This is a genomic window from Pseudoalteromonas sp. Angola-7, assembly GCF_028599255.1.
Classification (GTDB): Bacteria; Pseudomonadota; Gammaproteobacteria; order Enterobacterales; family Alteromonadaceae; genus Pseudoalteromonas; species Pseudoalteromonas atlantica.
The window spans coordinates 16,574-31,388 of the sequence record NZ_JAQREL010000001.1 but is presented as its reverse complement, the minus strand read 5'-3'; the positions used below and the strand labels follow the sequence as shown (position 1 = coordinate 31,388).

At 38.8% G+C, this 14,815-nt stretch carries 17 protein-coding genes; 12 read left to right on the top strand and 5 right to left on the bottom strand.

Features of this window, described 5'->3' with window-relative positions:
* Positions 1-71 precede the first annotated feature (71 nt).
* Genes PSH50_RS00155 through PSH50_RS00135 form a run of 5 tightly spaced genes read left to right on the top strand, consistent with a single transcriptional unit; the run spans position 72 to position 5,655 of the window.
* Entirely contained in the window at positions 72-455 is a 384-nt protein-coding gene (locus PSH50_RS00155; protein WP_029772290.1) for a response regulator, read from the top strand.
* Positions 456-467: 12 nt separating this feature from the next.
* Positions 468-1,373: a MoxR family ATPase gene (locus PSH50_RS00150; RefSeq protein WP_273609202.1), complete on the top strand. Its 906-nt coding sequence runs from the start codon at positions 468-470 to the stop codon at positions 1,371-1,373.
* Between the two features lies 1 nt (position 1,374).
* Positions 1,375-2,370: a DUF58 domain-containing protein gene (locus tag PSH50_RS00145; RefSeq protein ID WP_248461465.1), complete on the top strand. Its 996-nt coding sequence runs from the start codon at positions 1,375-1,377 to the stop codon at positions 2,368-2,370.
* Positions 2,363-4,324, top strand: coding sequence for a DUF3488 and transglutaminase-like domain-containing protein (locus PSH50_RS00140; RefSeq protein WP_273609201.1), 1,962 nt, complete (start codon positions 2,363-2,365; stop codon positions 4,322-4,324). The genes PSH50_RS00145 and PSH50_RS00140 overlap by 8 nt, the downstream gene beginning before the upstream one ends.
* 8 nt (positions 4,325-4,332) lie before the next feature.
* Positions 4,333-5,655 carry a Na+/H+ antiporter family protein gene (locus tag PSH50_RS00135; protein WP_273587248.1) on the top strand — a complete coding sequence of 441 codons (1,323 nt, stop codon included), beginning with the start codon at positions 4,333-4,335 and terminating at the stop codon, positions 5,653-5,655.
* 212 nt (positions 5,656-5,867) lie between these two features.
* On the opposite strand, the gene PSH50_RS00130 is transcribed toward PSH50_RS00135, so the two are convergent.
* Genes PSH50_RS00130 through PSH50_RS00120 form a run of 3 tightly spaced genes read right to left on the bottom strand, consistent with a single transcriptional unit; the run spans position 5,868 to position 7,973 of the window.
* Complete coding sequence (locus tag PSH50_RS00130) at positions 5,868-6,299, bottom strand: acyl-CoA thioesterase (protein ID WP_029772286.1); 432 nt, start codon at positions 6,297-6,299, stop codon at positions 5,868-5,870.
* 5 nt (positions 6,300-6,304) lie between these two features.
* On the bottom strand, positions 6,305-7,123 hold the full coding sequence (locus PSH50_RS00125) for a M23 family metallopeptidase (protein ID WP_273587247.1): 819 nt from the start codon (positions 7,121-7,123) through the stop codon (positions 6,305-6,307).
* Positions 7,116-7,973: a 6-carboxytetrahydropterin synthase gene (locus PSH50_RS00120; RefSeq protein WP_024033642.1), complete on the bottom strand. Its 858-nt coding sequence runs from the start codon at positions 7,971-7,973 to the stop codon at positions 7,116-7,118. The genes PSH50_RS00125 and PSH50_RS00120 overlap by 8 nt, the downstream gene beginning before the upstream one ends.
* Before the next feature lie 204 nt (positions 7,974-8,177).
* On the opposite strand from PSH50_RS00120, the gene fabA reads away from it, so the two are divergent.
* Positions 8,178-8,693 (top strand): bifunctional 3-hydroxydecanoyl-ACP dehydratase/trans-2-decenoyl-ACP isomerase, encoded by a 516-nt coding sequence (fabA, locus tag PSH50_RS00115; protein ID WP_004586523.1) that lies wholly within the window; start codon positions 8,178-8,180, stop codon positions 8,691-8,693.
* Between the two features lie 70 nt (positions 8,694-8,763).
* Here the strand turns inward: fabA and rmf are convergent, their stop codons facing one another.
* On the bottom strand, positions 8,764-8,934 hold the full coding sequence (gene rmf / locus PSH50_RS00110) for a ribosome modulation factor (RefSeq protein ID WP_004586522.1): 171 nt from the start codon (positions 8,932-8,934) through the stop codon (positions 8,764-8,766).
* Positions 8,935-9,545: 611 nt separating this feature from the next.
* On the opposite strand from rmf, the gene PSH50_RS00105 reads away from it, so the two are divergent.
* The 3 genes from PSH50_RS00105 (at position 9,546) to PSH50_RS00095 (ending at position 11,708) form a co-directional block, all read left to right on the top strand.
* Positions 9,546-10,178: a TetR/AcrR family transcriptional regulator gene (locus PSH50_RS00105; protein ID WP_273587245.1), complete on the top strand. Its 633-nt coding sequence runs from the start codon at positions 9,546-9,548 to the stop codon at positions 10,176-10,178.
* 50 nt (positions 10,179-10,228) lie between these two features.
* On the top strand, positions 10,229-11,218 hold the full coding sequence (locus PSH50_RS00100) for an MDR family oxidoreductase (protein WP_273587244.1): 990 nt from the start codon (positions 10,229-10,231) through the stop codon (positions 11,216-11,218).
* Positions 11,219-11,291: 73 nt separating this feature from the next.
* The gene (locus PSH50_RS00095) at positions 11,292-11,708 is read left to right on the top strand and encodes a VF530 family DNA-binding protein (RefSeq protein WP_004586518.1); all 417 of its coding nucleotides are present in this window, start codon (positions 11,292-11,294) and stop codon (positions 11,706-11,708) included.
* 255 nt (positions 11,709-11,963) lie between these two features.
* Here PSH50_RS00095 and PSH50_RS00090 read toward each other — a convergent pair whose 3' ends face one another.
* A complete protein-coding gene (locus PSH50_RS00090) occupies positions 11,964-12,395 on the bottom strand; it encodes a DUF3859 domain-containing protein (protein ID WP_273587243.1) in 432 nt (143 codons plus the stop codon).
* A gap of 164 nt (positions 12,396-12,559) precedes the next feature.
* Here PSH50_RS00090 and PSH50_RS00085 point away from each other — a divergent pair, with 164 nt between their 5' ends.
* The 3 genes from PSH50_RS00085 (at position 12,560) to PSH50_RS00075 (ending at position 14,779) form a co-directional block, all read left to right on the top strand.
* Positions 12,560-13,495: a YHYH protein gene (locus tag PSH50_RS00085; protein ID WP_273587242.1), complete on the top strand. Its 936-nt coding sequence runs from the start codon at positions 12,560-12,562 to the stop codon at positions 13,493-13,495.
* A 23-nt stretch (positions 13,496-13,518) separates the two neighbouring features.
* Positions 13,519-14,058, top strand: coding sequence for a hypothetical protein (locus PSH50_RS00080; RefSeq protein ID WP_273587241.1), 540 nt, complete (start codon positions 13,519-13,521; stop codon positions 14,056-14,058).
* 76 nt (positions 14,059-14,134) lie between these two features.
* Positions 14,135-14,779: a hypothetical protein gene (locus PSH50_RS00075; RefSeq protein WP_273587240.1), complete on the top strand. Its 645-nt coding sequence runs from the start codon at positions 14,135-14,137 to the stop codon at positions 14,777-14,779.
* Positions 14,780-14,815: the final 36 nt, after the last annotated feature.

Genomic DNA, 14,815 nt, shown 5'->3' with positions numbered 1-14,815 from the left:
CTTGAGCTTATACAGTGCTTAGCATAAAATTAAATTACTTTAGATGTATAAAAAATAGAAGTAATTAACATATGGAATTTGTGCGCCCGCTTGAGCCTATACTTATTATTGATGACGTTAAGGAAATACGTGACTACCTAAACCAAATATTAACGGAGCTAGGCTTTGAAGATATTTTAGAAAGCAACGATTACCTTTCTGCAAAACCCCTTCTTGATAAAAAATCACCCAATGTCATATTTTTGGATGTGGACTTACCTGATTCTGAAAGCTCTGATATTCTAGAACATATTAATGATAGCTACCCTCACGCTCACGTTGTTATGTGCTCAGGTCATAACACTCTTGAAAACGTGCAAAACACATGGGAATTAGGCGCTAAAGGCTTTATAGAAAAACCTTTTAACGCTAAAAAAGTTAATTCTGTTATGAAGCGCCTCGAACTAAGCGAATAAAATAAGGTCAGTATGCAAAGCACTGTTACGGCAATTATCGACGATTTATCGAGTGTTATTTTTGGAAAAAAACAACAAATAAAACTAGCACTCACCTGCTTATTCAGTGAAGGACATTTACTGATAGAAGATTTACCCGGTATGGGCAAAACTACGCTCTCACATGCACTTGCTGCTGTGCTTGGGCTGTCGTATCAGCGTATACAATTTACAAGCGATCTTTTACCTGCCGATATTTTAGGAACTAATGTATTTAACGCTAATGAGCACACGTTTACATTTCATAAAGGGCCGATTTTTAGCCAAGTTGTATTAGCAGATGAAATAAACCGCGCGGGCCCTAAAACGCAAAGTGCATTGCTTGAGGCAATGGAAGAGCAGCAAGTTACAGTAGATGGTACTAAGTACACATTACCAAATCCTTTTTTTGTAATTGCCACGCAAAACCCGCTTTTTCAGTCGGGTACTTACCCACTTCCAGAATCGCAGTTAGATCGATTTTTAATGCGCATAAGTTTGGGTTTTCCTCCTAAAGAGGCTGAAAAACAACTTATTTTAAACATTAAACCGCGAGACTACAGCCAATTACCACAAAGAATAGACGCTAAGCAGCTACAACAAATTCAAACCTTAATTAACCAAATTGTGATAAGTAGCCCTGTAATCGATTACATTATTGAATTAGTAACGCATACTCGTCAAAGCGCTGCATTTGCAGGCTCGCTCTCTCCTCGGGCAAGTATGGCGCTTGCCAAAGCGGCTAAGTCGTGGGCATTTATTGAAGGGCGAGAGTTTGTAACCCCTGACGATGTACAAGCTGTATTTGCAAGTGTGTGCCAACACCGCTTAGGACTGCATAACGAGTCAGGAGAAGCGCAAGTAAATGAAATCTTAAAAACCGTTGCTGTGCCAGTTTAACGTGTTATTTAAAAAAAAAGCCAAAAAGGTCGGTATATTAGGCGCATTAAAAAAGCGTTTACTTAATAAACTACTTAAAAACAAGCATTCAAAGCAATCCATTACGCTGGCTCATAACAATATTTATGTAGTGCCCTCGCAGCTCGGCTTTTACTTTATTATTGTGGCTATTTTAAATTTTGTTATGGGCATTAATTATCAAAATAACTTAATTTTGGTGATGGCTTATTTAATGTTTGTGGTGATGATTATTGCCGTACTGCTTGGTTATACAAATGCCAGAGGGCTAAAAGTTGAATATATAAAAAGTTTTGCCAGCTTCTCACCAAATAAAGGCTCGGTTAAATTTATTTTAAAAGCCCCTACACTTACGCAATCAGTATCGCTTAGCTACTCGAGTGACCCTGAATACGCAAAGCACTTAGCGCAAGTTACGCCCAAAGACAGCGCTTTAATTATTAACCTACCTTATAATGCCCGCGGTAAATATACCCTTGAACGTTTTAAAATACACAGTAATTACCCATTTGGGCTGGTAAGCGTGTGGAGTTATATACAACCCAATGACTCTGTTTACGTTTACCCTGTGCCAGAGCATGTATTAAACGACACTTACAACAGTACGTTTGAACACACAACGCAAACAGGCAGTATTAAAGAGCCCGGCAGCGAAGAGTTTGATGAGCTAATTACGCATTTACCAGAAATGGGATTGCAGCGAATTTCATGGAAACATTACGCTAAATCACAGCAGTTACTCGTAAAAGAATTTATAGATTATAAAAAGTCCGATATTGTTTTTGATTTTAATCTGCTAACGGGTAACACCGAGCAACGCTTGAGTCAGCTTTGCTTTTTAGTGTGTAATGCATGCGAAAACAACACACCGTTTACACTGATTTTGCCCTCAGCAAATTACAAAGCAACTAACAACGCGCACGATAAATCACAGTGTTTAGCACTTCTGAGCGAATACGGCGGAGCAACTAATGGCTGAGCTATTAAATTACCGGGCAATTAATTTAGCAATGAGCTTTATATACGCCTGCTTATTTGCGTTTTATTTATCGCATATGCCCATACTGTTTATTGGGGTTTTATCGCTTTTATGCCTTTGGAACGTGTACTTAACACTGACTAACAACCCTAAACCTAACGCGTGGCTTGCAAATATTTTGGCTGGATTAGCTTTAATATTAATGATTTACACCATAGGTATAGGCGATACTGTCATATTGTTTGTTGCTATGTTATTGCTCTCTAGTATTTTTAAATTACTGCAGGCTAAAACAAAAAAACATTACCATATTATTGTCACACTCACGTTTTTTTCTATTTCATCGGCGTATTTGTTTAACCAAAGCATAATAACCACCTTAACCATGAGCGCCCTATTTTTACTCAACTTTGCTGTATTGAGCTTAATTGAATCTTCTCATAGTTTAAAATTAGCCTCTAAACAAAGTGCTAAGCTGTTATTTATTGCTTTGCCTTTAGCAATATTTTTGCTGTTGTTTTTACCTAAAATGCCCGCTTTTTGGCAGTTACCTGGGCCAAAGCTTGCTAAAACAGGGCTCTCTGAACAGGTTGACCCGTTTGATATTGCAAAGCTGTCTAATTCTGATGAACTGGTTTTTAGAGCGCGTTTTAATAACAACACGCCCGCCTCGCCTTATTATTGGCGAGCACTTGTACACGATACTTTTGATGGTAAAGCGTGGAAAACATCTGATTTATTAAAATATAATAATCAAAGTGCTGATCCCAAAAAACAAATTGCAGTACAAAATACCTACACTATTATTGCCGAGCCTGCTAATCAAAAATGGTTATATGGGCTTGATTACGCAACCAGTAACAATAAAAATGTTGAAAGTAATGCGCTGGGGCTACTTCGAAAAAAACAATATCAAGCTAAAAGCTTGCAGTATCAGGTATCAAGTGCAGCACTGAGTACAGAGCAACTTTCAAATTGGCAAACCGCTTATTACACACGCTTAAATAACCAAACAAACCAACAAGCATCCAAGCTTGCTGCCAAACTTAAACAATCAACAACCTCGCAAAGTGACTTCTATAATGCATTGCTTAGCTACTTTGCTAAACAAGAATTTAGTTACACGTTAACCCCTGAGCCAATGACCGGTGACAGCACTATTGATCAATTTTTATTTGATAAAAAGCGCGGCTTTTGCGGCCATTACGCCAGTGCAGCAGCGTATATTTTTAGAAGCGCCGGTATTCCCGCACGCTTGGCCAGCGGTTATTTAGGTGGTGAAAAAAACCAAACAAATAATTATTTATCGGTTCGTCAATACGATGCCCACGCTTGGGTTGAAGTGTATATTAATAATCAGTGGCAAATTTTTGATGCCACTGCGGTGGTCGCCCCCGAGCGGTTAAATGGTTCACTTTCGCAAAACGAAGAACTCAATGATGAATTTAAAAGTAATCTCGATTTTGGCTTAGTGAGTTTAAGTAACTTTGCAGCCGTTAATTGGTTAAGGCTCAAACTAGAAACCCTTGATTACCAATGGACTAGCTGGGTACTTGGCTTTGACGAAGAAAAGCAAAGCAACTTTTTAAAATCACTTTTTGGTAGTAAACATCTTTGGCTGGTACCTTTAGCGGTTATTTTAGGACTTGCTTTTAGCTTTGCTGCTTACTTTATTTATTTAAATTGGCCACGCAATAAAAGTAAACGCCCGCCGTTAGTTTCAGAATTTGAGGCAATTAAGCGCTGGGCAGATAAAAACCACATAGCAGCGCCTAGTCACTATTCACCAAATCAGCAGTTAATATACTTTGCTGAGCAAAGCCCTGATGCTGCGGAACCTTTAAGCGAATTTAGCTATTTATTTAACCAAGTGCGCTACGCTAAAAAACCTTTTACTAAAGAACGTAAAAATCAGGCTAAAGATCTGATAAAATTAATTAAATCTTCAAAATAGAGAAAACTATGAATGCGGTTGTTATAGGCGTTATTTTAATGCTTGGGCTCTCCTTAGCCCGTGTAAATGTCATTGTAGCTATGATAATTAGTGCACTTGTAGCTGGTTTAACAGCGGGTTTAGGGATAAAAGAAAGTGTTGATGCATTTAATTCTGGCTTGTCGGCCGGCGCTGAAATTGCACTAAGTTACGCAATGTTAGGTGCCTTTGCAGTGGCTATTTCAAAATCGGGATTAACCCGTATCCTCGCCGAAAAGCTATTAAACAAAGTGAATGCACAAGGTGCTGGCAGCGAAACCTTTTTAAGCTATTTTATTTTATTAATTATATTAGGCTGCGCTATTTCTTCTCAAAATTTAGTGCCTGTGCACATAGCCTTTATACCTATTTTAATCCCCCCTTTGCTGGTTGTGTTTAATCAACTACGTTTAGACCGCCGCGCTATTGCTTGTATATTAACGTTTGGTTTAGCTACCTCTTACATGGTATTGCCTTATGGATTTGGTGGCATTTACTTATACTCTATTTTGCATAAAAACTTAGTTGATAACGGTCTAGAGATAGTTAACACACAAGTGCCTATGGCAATGATTATTCCAGCCTGCGGTATGTTGGTTGGGTTAATTATTGCGGTGTTTATAAGTTACGCAAAGCGCCGTGACTACCAAGCGCAACCGTTAACAACACAAAGCAAAGCTAGCGACATTGAGAAACCAAAAAAAGTGATGATCGTGGGTTTGTTTGCTGTGCTTTCATCCTTGGTTGCTCAAAACCTAAGTGGCTCTATGATATTAGGCGGCCTTGTTGGCGTAATGATATTTAGTGTATTTGGTGTTGTTAAGTGGGAAGAAAACGGCGACGTATTTAGTAAAGGCGTCGCCATGATGGCAATGATTGGCTTTATTATGATTTCGGCTCAAGGATTTGCCTCAGTAATGAAAGCAACCGGTGATGTAGCAAGTTTAGTTCACAGTGGCGCGGCGTTATTTGATGGCAATAAGCCCCTCGCTGCGGGCTCTATTTTATTGGTGGGATTATTGATAACAATGGGTATTGGTAGTTCGTTTTCTACAGTGCCAATTATAGCTACCTTATTTGTTCCTTTATGTTTAGATTTAGGTTTCTCGGTTATGGCGACCGCGGCTTTAGTTGGTACAGCGGGTGCATTAGGTGATGCGGGCTCTCCTGCCTCTGACTCTACACTTGGGCCAACCTCGGGTTTAAATGCCGATGGTCAACATGACCATATACGAGATTCCGTGATCCCCACCTTTATACATTTTAATATTCCATTACTTATATTTGGTTGGATTGCGGCTATGGTGCTTTAGCACCTCTGCACTTATAGTGTGTATAATTCATTATTTTTAAGGCATGTATTTCATGCCTTTTTTATACCTACCTCTTTGCTGACTTAATCTATATATTTTTATAGCTGCTAAGATTGCTTTTACAATTAACTAGTATGATGTGTTCTTTTCCTGTAATTAAATAAGCACCTAATAAAGATGCTTATTTAAAGGCTGCTTGCCTTAATATTTATTTATTCAAAACCGTAAATCATTTTATCGCATACCACCGGTGTCGGTCTGTGGTCATCATCTACGGCTACAAAGGTAAAGCTGCCTGAAATAGCCGAGTGCTTATCATCTTTATGCATGGTCTCTAAACAAATATCCACATCCACTTTAAGTGATGTATTACCCACATGCACAACTTTAGCAATTAACTCAGCAAAAGTACCCGCTGGAATAGCCTCTTTAAAATCAACTCTATCAGATGAAATAGTCACTAACGGCTTTCGGCAAAAACGAGTGGCGGCAATAAAAGCAACCTCGTCCATCCATGCTAACGCATCGCCACCAAATAATGTGTTGTGATGATTAGTGCGCCCAGGAAACACCGTTTTAGTAACCGAGGTCGTTGAGTCTTCAATACGCTTTGCAATAATTGCATCGCGGTTAATGTCTGTCATAGTATCTACTTTTTATTAGCAAGCTTATCTTGCATCAATAATGCTGGGTCTAGGCGCTCGCCTTCCCAGTTAAAACGCCAATCAAGGTGTGGGCCTGTTACACGCCCTGTTGCACCTATCTCGGCAACTTTGTCGCCTTGGCTTATTGTATCGCCTACTTTTACATCTAATTTGCTTAAATGAATATATGTCGAGGTAACGCCATGGCCGTGGTCAATAATAAGCGTACCTCCAGAGTAGTATAAATCGGGATCAGCAAACACCACGGTGCCACTAATCGGAGCATAAACAGGCGAGCCGGTTTTATTGGCAATATCTAAACCAAAATGTGGGCGTCGCGGTTCGCCGTTAAAATAACGTTGGCTACCATAAACACCCGATATACGTCCTTGTGCAGGCTTTAATACCGGGTCTAAAAAGTACTGTAAATCAGAGTTAACTGCGCGCGCATTACGTATTGCTTGTGCCTCACGGCTAATACGTGCGCTTACTTCTTTAGGGGGCGACACATACTTTTTAGCCACACCGGTAATTTTATCAATTTTATAATCACGTTTAGTGATCATTAAATCTTGCGTGTGTGTTTTACCGTTATTATCTACCCACGTAAGGGCGTGTTTTGCTTTCGCGTCGCGACCAAAGCCAAACACAAAATCGCCAGAGTCTGATAACTTTAATGTTTTACCATCTAGCGATACCGACTTTACATTTTCAAGCTTGCCAGTCACTAAGCCGCCCTGCGTTAGGTGCCCTTTTAGCTCAAGCGCTAATGCACTAAAGCTAGTTGTGGTTACAAGCGCTGTGGCTAAAAGAGTTTTAAGCATAACTAATCGATCCCTTTCCTACGCCTTCATATGCGGTAATTTTTACGTCTTTGTCTGGGTATTCTGCCTTAACTTGCTCAGCAAGGTGTTGAGCAATACATTCAACCGTTGTATCAACAGGTAAAATGTCACAGCGTGACTCGCTAATCGCCATTTCAAAGTAACCTTGAGCAGCGGTGTAAGCAAAACACACATCATCGTTTTTAGCGCTTATGTGTTTTAATTCGCTTGCAGCGATTTGGTCTTCACGCGTGGCTAAGTAAATATCTTGCCATTTTTCTGCCCATTGCTTTTGTAAGCGTGGCATAGACATACCATCTAAACTAATACCAATTTGCGAGCGATGGCCATGAATAATACGCTGACAGTTACCATCGTGCTTTTTAAGGCCATGGCTGTAATGATAATAAAAACTTTGGCTGTGCTCTGGTTTAAGCGACAACTCAATTTTTTCAATGTTTCCTGGCAGTTTTGGTAAAATAGTGTCGATTAAAAATTCAGTCACTGATTCAACGCTAATTTCTGGTGCATCTATCATGCAATAAGCTTGATGCGGAGCACTCATGGCTAAATGGTGGTTATCACCAAATGTGCAATCGAGCGTTTTGTGCGAATCAAATTCTTGTACTGTGCCATTTAAACCTTTAGCAATTGCTAGTTTGTGGTCTAAACAGTCGTCAATTATGCCTTTAATTTGCTTTTTAACTAAGCCAAAGTCTAACACCATAGACTCTTCATTTAGCTTGCCATGCAACGTTAAGTCAACAATCCAGCTCTCGCCAACGGCGCCGCGTTTGTTACATAAGTAAGAAAAATCAATCACTGTTAGTGAGTTAACAAAAAGGATCATAAACTTCCTTTAAACTGGTTATAAGTCAGGGGTAATTATAATGATTTCTGATTGTAATTGCGCGGTTTTATAGTGCAAAAAGCAATCGCCACTACTGATTGGCGATAAATCACGCAAAAAAGTGTTTTTTTCAACTGCTCCGAGTTGTTTAGCGTACAAGTGTACGCTAAAGTACTTGGCAATTTCTAAGCGAAGATAAGTGTTATGGAACCTAAAAATAGCTATACAAAAGAAGATTTGATCCTATGTGGTCAAGGTGAAATGTTTGGTGAAGGTAACTGCCGTTTACCAAGCGACAACATGTTAATGATGGACCGTATTACTTCAATCACTGCTGATGGCGGCGAGCACGGTAAAGGCCAAATTGTAGCTGAGCTTGATATTGACCCAAGCCTATGGTTTTTCGATTGCCATTTTAAAGGCGACCCAGTTATGCCAGGTTGTTTAGGGCTAGATGCTATGTGGCAACTCGTTGGCTTTTTCTTAGGCTGGTCTGGTGGCCCTGGTTTAGGCCGTGCTTTAGGCGTGGGTGAAGTTAAATTTACCGGTCAAATTTTACCTACAGCTAAAAAAGTAACGTACCGCCTTGATATGAAACGTGTAATTAAGCGTAAATTATTTATGGGTATGGCTGATGGCACAGTTGAAGTAGATGGCCGCGTAATTTACGAAGCAAAAGATTTAAAAGTGGGCTTATTTCAAGACACAAGCGCATTCTAAAATTAGTAATGAATGTATGCAAAAAGGCCTCCAGTTGGAGGCCTTTTTACGTTAATTCTTATCTGATGAATTAGGTTTTATACATGTTTCGGTTTTCAATTGCTTCACGCCAACCGCCTAACCATTCTGACTTAGGATCGATTTGCTGATAAGGGCATAGCTCTTTTGAGCGCCCGGCTAAACCTGCTTTAAAACCTTGAGAATGAGCTCTTTCTAAACGATCTCTTTTTTGTCTCTTCATCGGTAATATCCTCACCTTTTTTAATTATAAATTTTGTAGCATTAGTGAAATCTACATTTAATGAATAGTTAATAAAAATGTTAAATTCAAATAGCAAAATTAATTAATTTGTTTGACATTAACTAACATGCTGATGCAAAAATAATTTAACATTAATAAAAACACAGTGGTCGCACCACTTCATTTCTTACTGCTTCTTTAATTTACAATACGGCTATCTAACCGCTTAAATGCACTTATGTGCTAAGGCGTGTTCTACTTTGCTGATTTAAATATCTCCATTAAAGCGATTAAATAACTGCTTAATAAAAGCACCTAATGGGCAGCATATAGTTGGTATTTATGGTGCATTACCGCCTTGTTTAAATTCCAAACTCCACTGCAAATTTAACCAGCAAAAATCAACACGACCTATTTATCCGACACACCTTTTTTGGCTAAGTTCCAAACAAAAATGTAATCATGACGATTTTATTGCAATTTGCCCTTTTGTTTAAAAAACAGCTTTAGCGATTTATTTTTAAACAATTGGTATTTATGCTTGATTAATTAAAGTCGATCGGTCTAATATGGGTTAACTTTAAAAAAAAGGCTATTAGGGGTTACTTATAATGAATACTGCTCAAGCACCTGCACGGCGCGGAAGACCCCCTAAAATACCTCGCGAAAACGCCGATACCAAAGCGCACCTTATTAGGGTTGGCCTAGAAACCTTAACTGAATTTGGTTTTAGCGCAACTGGCCTTGATACCATTTTAAAAAAAGCCGGCGTGCCTAAAGGCTCGTTTTATCATTACTTTAAAAGTAAAGAAGCGTTTGGTATTGCCTTAGTAAATGCCTACGATGACTACTTTATTACTAAACTTAAAAAATATTTAACCGATAGCAATACCCCACCCCTGGAGCGCTTAATTCACTTTACGCAAAGTGCCATTATGGGCATGCAAAAATACCAGTACAAACGCGGTTGTTTGGTAGGCAATTTAAATCAAGAGCTCAACCATTTAAGTGATGAATTTAAAATCCGCCTACTACAAAGCTACGTAGCATGGCAGCAGCAAGTGGAGCAGTGTTTAAATGAAGCACAGCAACAAGGCACGATTGCTAAAACTGTTGATACGCAGCTTATGAGTGAATATTTTTGGATTGGCTGGGAAGGCGCCGTTATGCGCGCTAAACTTACCCAATCAAGTAAACCCCTTACGTTGTATACAGAAATGTTTTTACGCGCATTACTTACCTAGTGCGCATTTTATTTAGCCATTAAAAACCGATCGGTCTAAAAGGATATGTTATGAGTAACTCAGTTAAAGCTATTGTAATTACGAAAGACGAAAACTACGCTGCGGCGCTTAGTGAAGTGCAGCAAAGTGACCTACCAGATCAAAACGTGCAACTTGATGTACTTTACAGCACGCTCAATTACAAAGATGGGCTAGCCATTACTGGTAAAGGCCCTGTTGTGCGCAGTTTTCCTATGGTGCCAGGCATCGATTTAGTGGGCAAAGTAAGTGAAACAAGTACGGATGAATTTACTGTTGGCGATAATGTAATTTTAAATGGCTTTGGTGTGGGCGAAAAACACTGGGGGGGCCTTGCACAAAAGGCATCGCTTAATAGTGATTGGTTAATCCCCCTCCCTGCAGCGCTTTCGCCAAAACAAGCAATGCAAATTGGTACCGCGGGCTACACTGCAATGCTGAGTGTTATTGCCCTTGAAAAACAAGGCATCACTCCAAGTGATGGCGAAATATTAGTGACCGGTGCAAACGGCGGTGTTGGCAGCTTTGCCATTTATTTATTAAATCAGCTGGGCTATAACGTAACCGCTGCAACAGGTAGAATGGAGCAAAGCGATTACTTAAAAGAGCTAGGTGCGTCACAAATTATTAGCCGCGATGAGCTTTCAAACCCAGGTAAGCCACTTCAAAAAGAGCGCTTTGCAGGTGCTGTAGATTCGGTAGGCAGCCACACGCTTGCTAATATTTGTGCATCGCTTAAATACGGTGGTGTGGTTACTGCGTGTGGTTTAGCCCAAGGCATGGATTTACCCGCATCAGTAGCGCCCTTTATTTTACGTGGTGTATCTTTAATTGGTATAGACAGCGTTATGCGCCCTAAAAAAGACAGAGTAGAAGCATGGGACAGACTAGCAAGCTTAGTTAAAGCCGATTACCTTGATAAAATATCAACCGAAATTACACTTGAACAAGTAATCGAAAATGCCGAGCAACTTATGGAAGGTAAAATTCGCGGCCGCGTAGTTGTTAATTGCCAAAGTTAAGCAATTTTATCTATTAAAGCCTCGTTATTAAATTTATAATGGCATTTGTATTTTTATTAATGAGGCAACACCTATGAGCAACCAAGATCTTTACAGTAATAACCCACTGCAAGGCGTAAAATTAGAGCAAGTGGTTGAAGAACTGGTTGAGCAATATGGGTGGGAGCTACTACACGCTTATTTGCAATTAAACTGTTTTAAAAACAATCCTGATGTAAAATCGGCGGTTAAGTTTTTACGTAAAACACAATGGGCACAAGAAAAGGTAGATAACTTTTACCTATACCGCCTTAAAAACTTACCTAAGCCCGACGATGTGCAATACGAGTTACCACCACGAGATAGAGTTATTCCTGCGGATCATAAACCGGGGGAGCCGTGCGAATTAAGTTTTAGTGATGCAAAGCGAATTATGGAAAAAAAGGCCACTAAACAACGCGCAAGGGCACGAAAACAACGCTCAAATGCAACTAACCCGTGGGGTAACTAAGTTAACCTCAACTCTGGATAATAAATCTATCTCTAGCAGCTATTTTCAGCGCTAACAGCGTTGAATTTACTTGCAATAGGCTAGCTATTGACGCGTAAATTCGCCTTGTTTTCACCGAAAACCGCTGGCTAGAGAATTAAGCTTAAAGATCATCATGATAAATTATGTTGGTCTATCTCTTAACCAGAGTTCAGGTTAAGTTATATTTTTAAAGCCAATGTATATTGGCTTTTTTTAGCTCTGCAATTTTAGGACTTAGTAACCTCGTTTACGCCAAAAATCATTAACAGAGCCTTGCTCTTCAAGTGCAACGTTAAATGTTTTATCGGCAATAATTTTATTATTTAGGGTGAGTGTCATTCGCCAATCACCTAATTTATTTTCAATAGGCTCCCACAGCGTATCACCTAAATAAAATTGCCAGTCGTTCTCTTTAATGTATTCAACGCCTTCAAAGGGCGGCATTATTTCGCCATTACTGTCTGGAATATCGGGGTGATAGATGCAAAAGTGAAGTTTTTCGCCTTTTGCTTTTTTGATATTAATTATTAAACCAAATTCAACATCAAGCTTGGCAATTACATTGGTTGTAAACTGCTCAATTTGAGGCAATGCTTTACATTTGCTATCCCAGGTAGAATAAATCCCACAACTTTGAATCGACACCTCAGGTTTTGATTTTGCCATTACACCATTCTTTACTTCAGGCTGTTAATGCACTGATTTTATAATACATGCAGCTTAAGTAAAATCACCTGATTAACAAACATACTCAATGTTGATTTATTTTTGCACATCGCTTGCACATTTAAGATCAAAAATAGCGTCAATTAGTACTTAATTGGCTGTGTATGATGAATCACTCTCTCTGTAATAAAGTTAAACTATTAAAAATATTGTTATTAAGCGCGGCAATTTCTTCTCTTGTTGCATGTGGCAGTGATGAGCAAAACCTAACAACCGCCACTGATGAAAGTACAAGTTCAAGCAGTGACAGTACAACAGCAACAAGTGGCACCAGCTCAACCGAGCAAGTGCTATGTGAATACAGTTACAATGAATATAACGACTCAACATCAGTGCAAACCACCAGCTCTGCTGATTGGGCATGCACAGGTACAACACGCGATGTAGTCGCTAATGGCATTCCCGATCATGATGTGGGCACGTTTCCTAACCCCGACAATCCAAACACCATTTCTGAGCAAACAGTGAGTGAGAGCTTTACGTTAACGCCTATACAAAGCGATACCGCAACCTTAATGGGCGGCAGTTGTGATGACTCTGGCGATAATTGCTCGCTTGGCGATAACAGTGGCAACTGGAGTATTGAAGCACTAAGCCAAGATACCTTTAGTTTTGGTACTGACGATAACAACGCACACGTACAGCCCGATGGCACATATCATTATCATGGCATGCCGGAGGGATTTATCTCCCTTAGAGGCGGCAACAGCTCAACAATGACTCTAATTGCATGGGCGGCTGATGGGTTTCCTATTTATGCGCGCTATGGCTATAGCACCGCGGATGATGCAAGTTCGTCACTTAAAGTGATGACAGGTAGCTACCAACATATTAGTACTGTAAGCGATAACCGCCCTTCTACCGATATTTATCCACTGGGAACTTTTGCACAAGATTGGGAGTATGTAGCTGGCTCTGGCGATTTAGATGAGTGTAACGGGCGCTTTGGGGTTACTCCTGAATTTCCACAAGGCATATACCATTACTATGCAACCGATACTTATCCGTTTTTTCAACGCTGTGTTAAAGGCGAGCTATAAATTTACTTATAGGCAAAGTGAGCATGATGAAATTACATAAAAAAGCACTGGTTGCGCTTATTTTAGTGGCCAACATTGTTATAGCACCGGTTGTTTATGCACATTTAATGGTGGCTCAACACGGAACATTAAACGTGATTGATAACCATGCCTTTATTGTGCTCTCGCTGCCTATTTCTGCATTTAATAACCTTGATGATGATTTAAATAAAAAAGTATCTATGGATGAATTTAACGCCCATAAAAAGCAAATCAGCAAAACCATAATGCGAGGGGTTTATTTAAACGATCATCATTATAAGTTTTCTTTAGAGGGCTTATTACTAAACCCTGAAGTGTCGCATACTGATACTAATAACATTGAGTACATAACGATTACGGGCCGATATACAGTGCCCGATATAAGCGCACAGCTAAAATTAAACGTTAGGTTATTTAGTCAAAATTCTGATTTAAATAAGTACCACATTACCGCCACTAACAAACAGCAAAAAATGACTCATCAGTTTGCTTTAACACCGCGTACGCCCTTTAGCACACTATTTGAACAACGGAGGAAATAATTAAATTTCCCATTGTTTGTCCCTGAAAAATAATGTTATATTTAAAAAAATAAAGGAAATATTGATAAGGATTATCGTGACCAGCCTAGCAGAATTACAAAACTCTCCAGAAAAAATTATTGAACGATTACAACACAATGACACTGAATCAGTGCATTATGAAATTACTGTATATGATAAGTTTGGTTTTCATGCATCGGGTATATTTAAATCATTCGACGAAAATACTAACACTATTTCAATATTAATTGATAAAGACATTTTATTCTTTAACATGCATTTTCTTGCGCACATTTTAGTTCATGACGCTAATAAGCACTCTAATTTTTTATCAGGTAAGTCGCTTTTAAAAATAAATAGTGATTATTCAACCATCAATTTAGACGAAAAAATTGATTTATTGGTCCAAATGCTTAATAAAAACTATGATCTATTTTCTCAATTTATAATAGATGAGCAATTAGAATTAAGTAAACTTGAAATAGAGAGGATTTCAATTCTAATAGACCACCTTTCTAATAACATCACTAATTTAGCTAAGGATGATTTTTCTTTATTACAGCTAAAAAAAATTAATGCTATTCATATTAAAAACAACAGCGATATTAAATTTAGTATGAGAGAATCAAATTCAAAAATTTTTATAACCTTTAGTTATAAAGAAGATTTACCCATCGGTATAAATAACTTAATCGAGAAAGGTTTTAATAAAATTTTATAACCTTTAATATGTTAATCTTGTCAAATATAAAGGAAT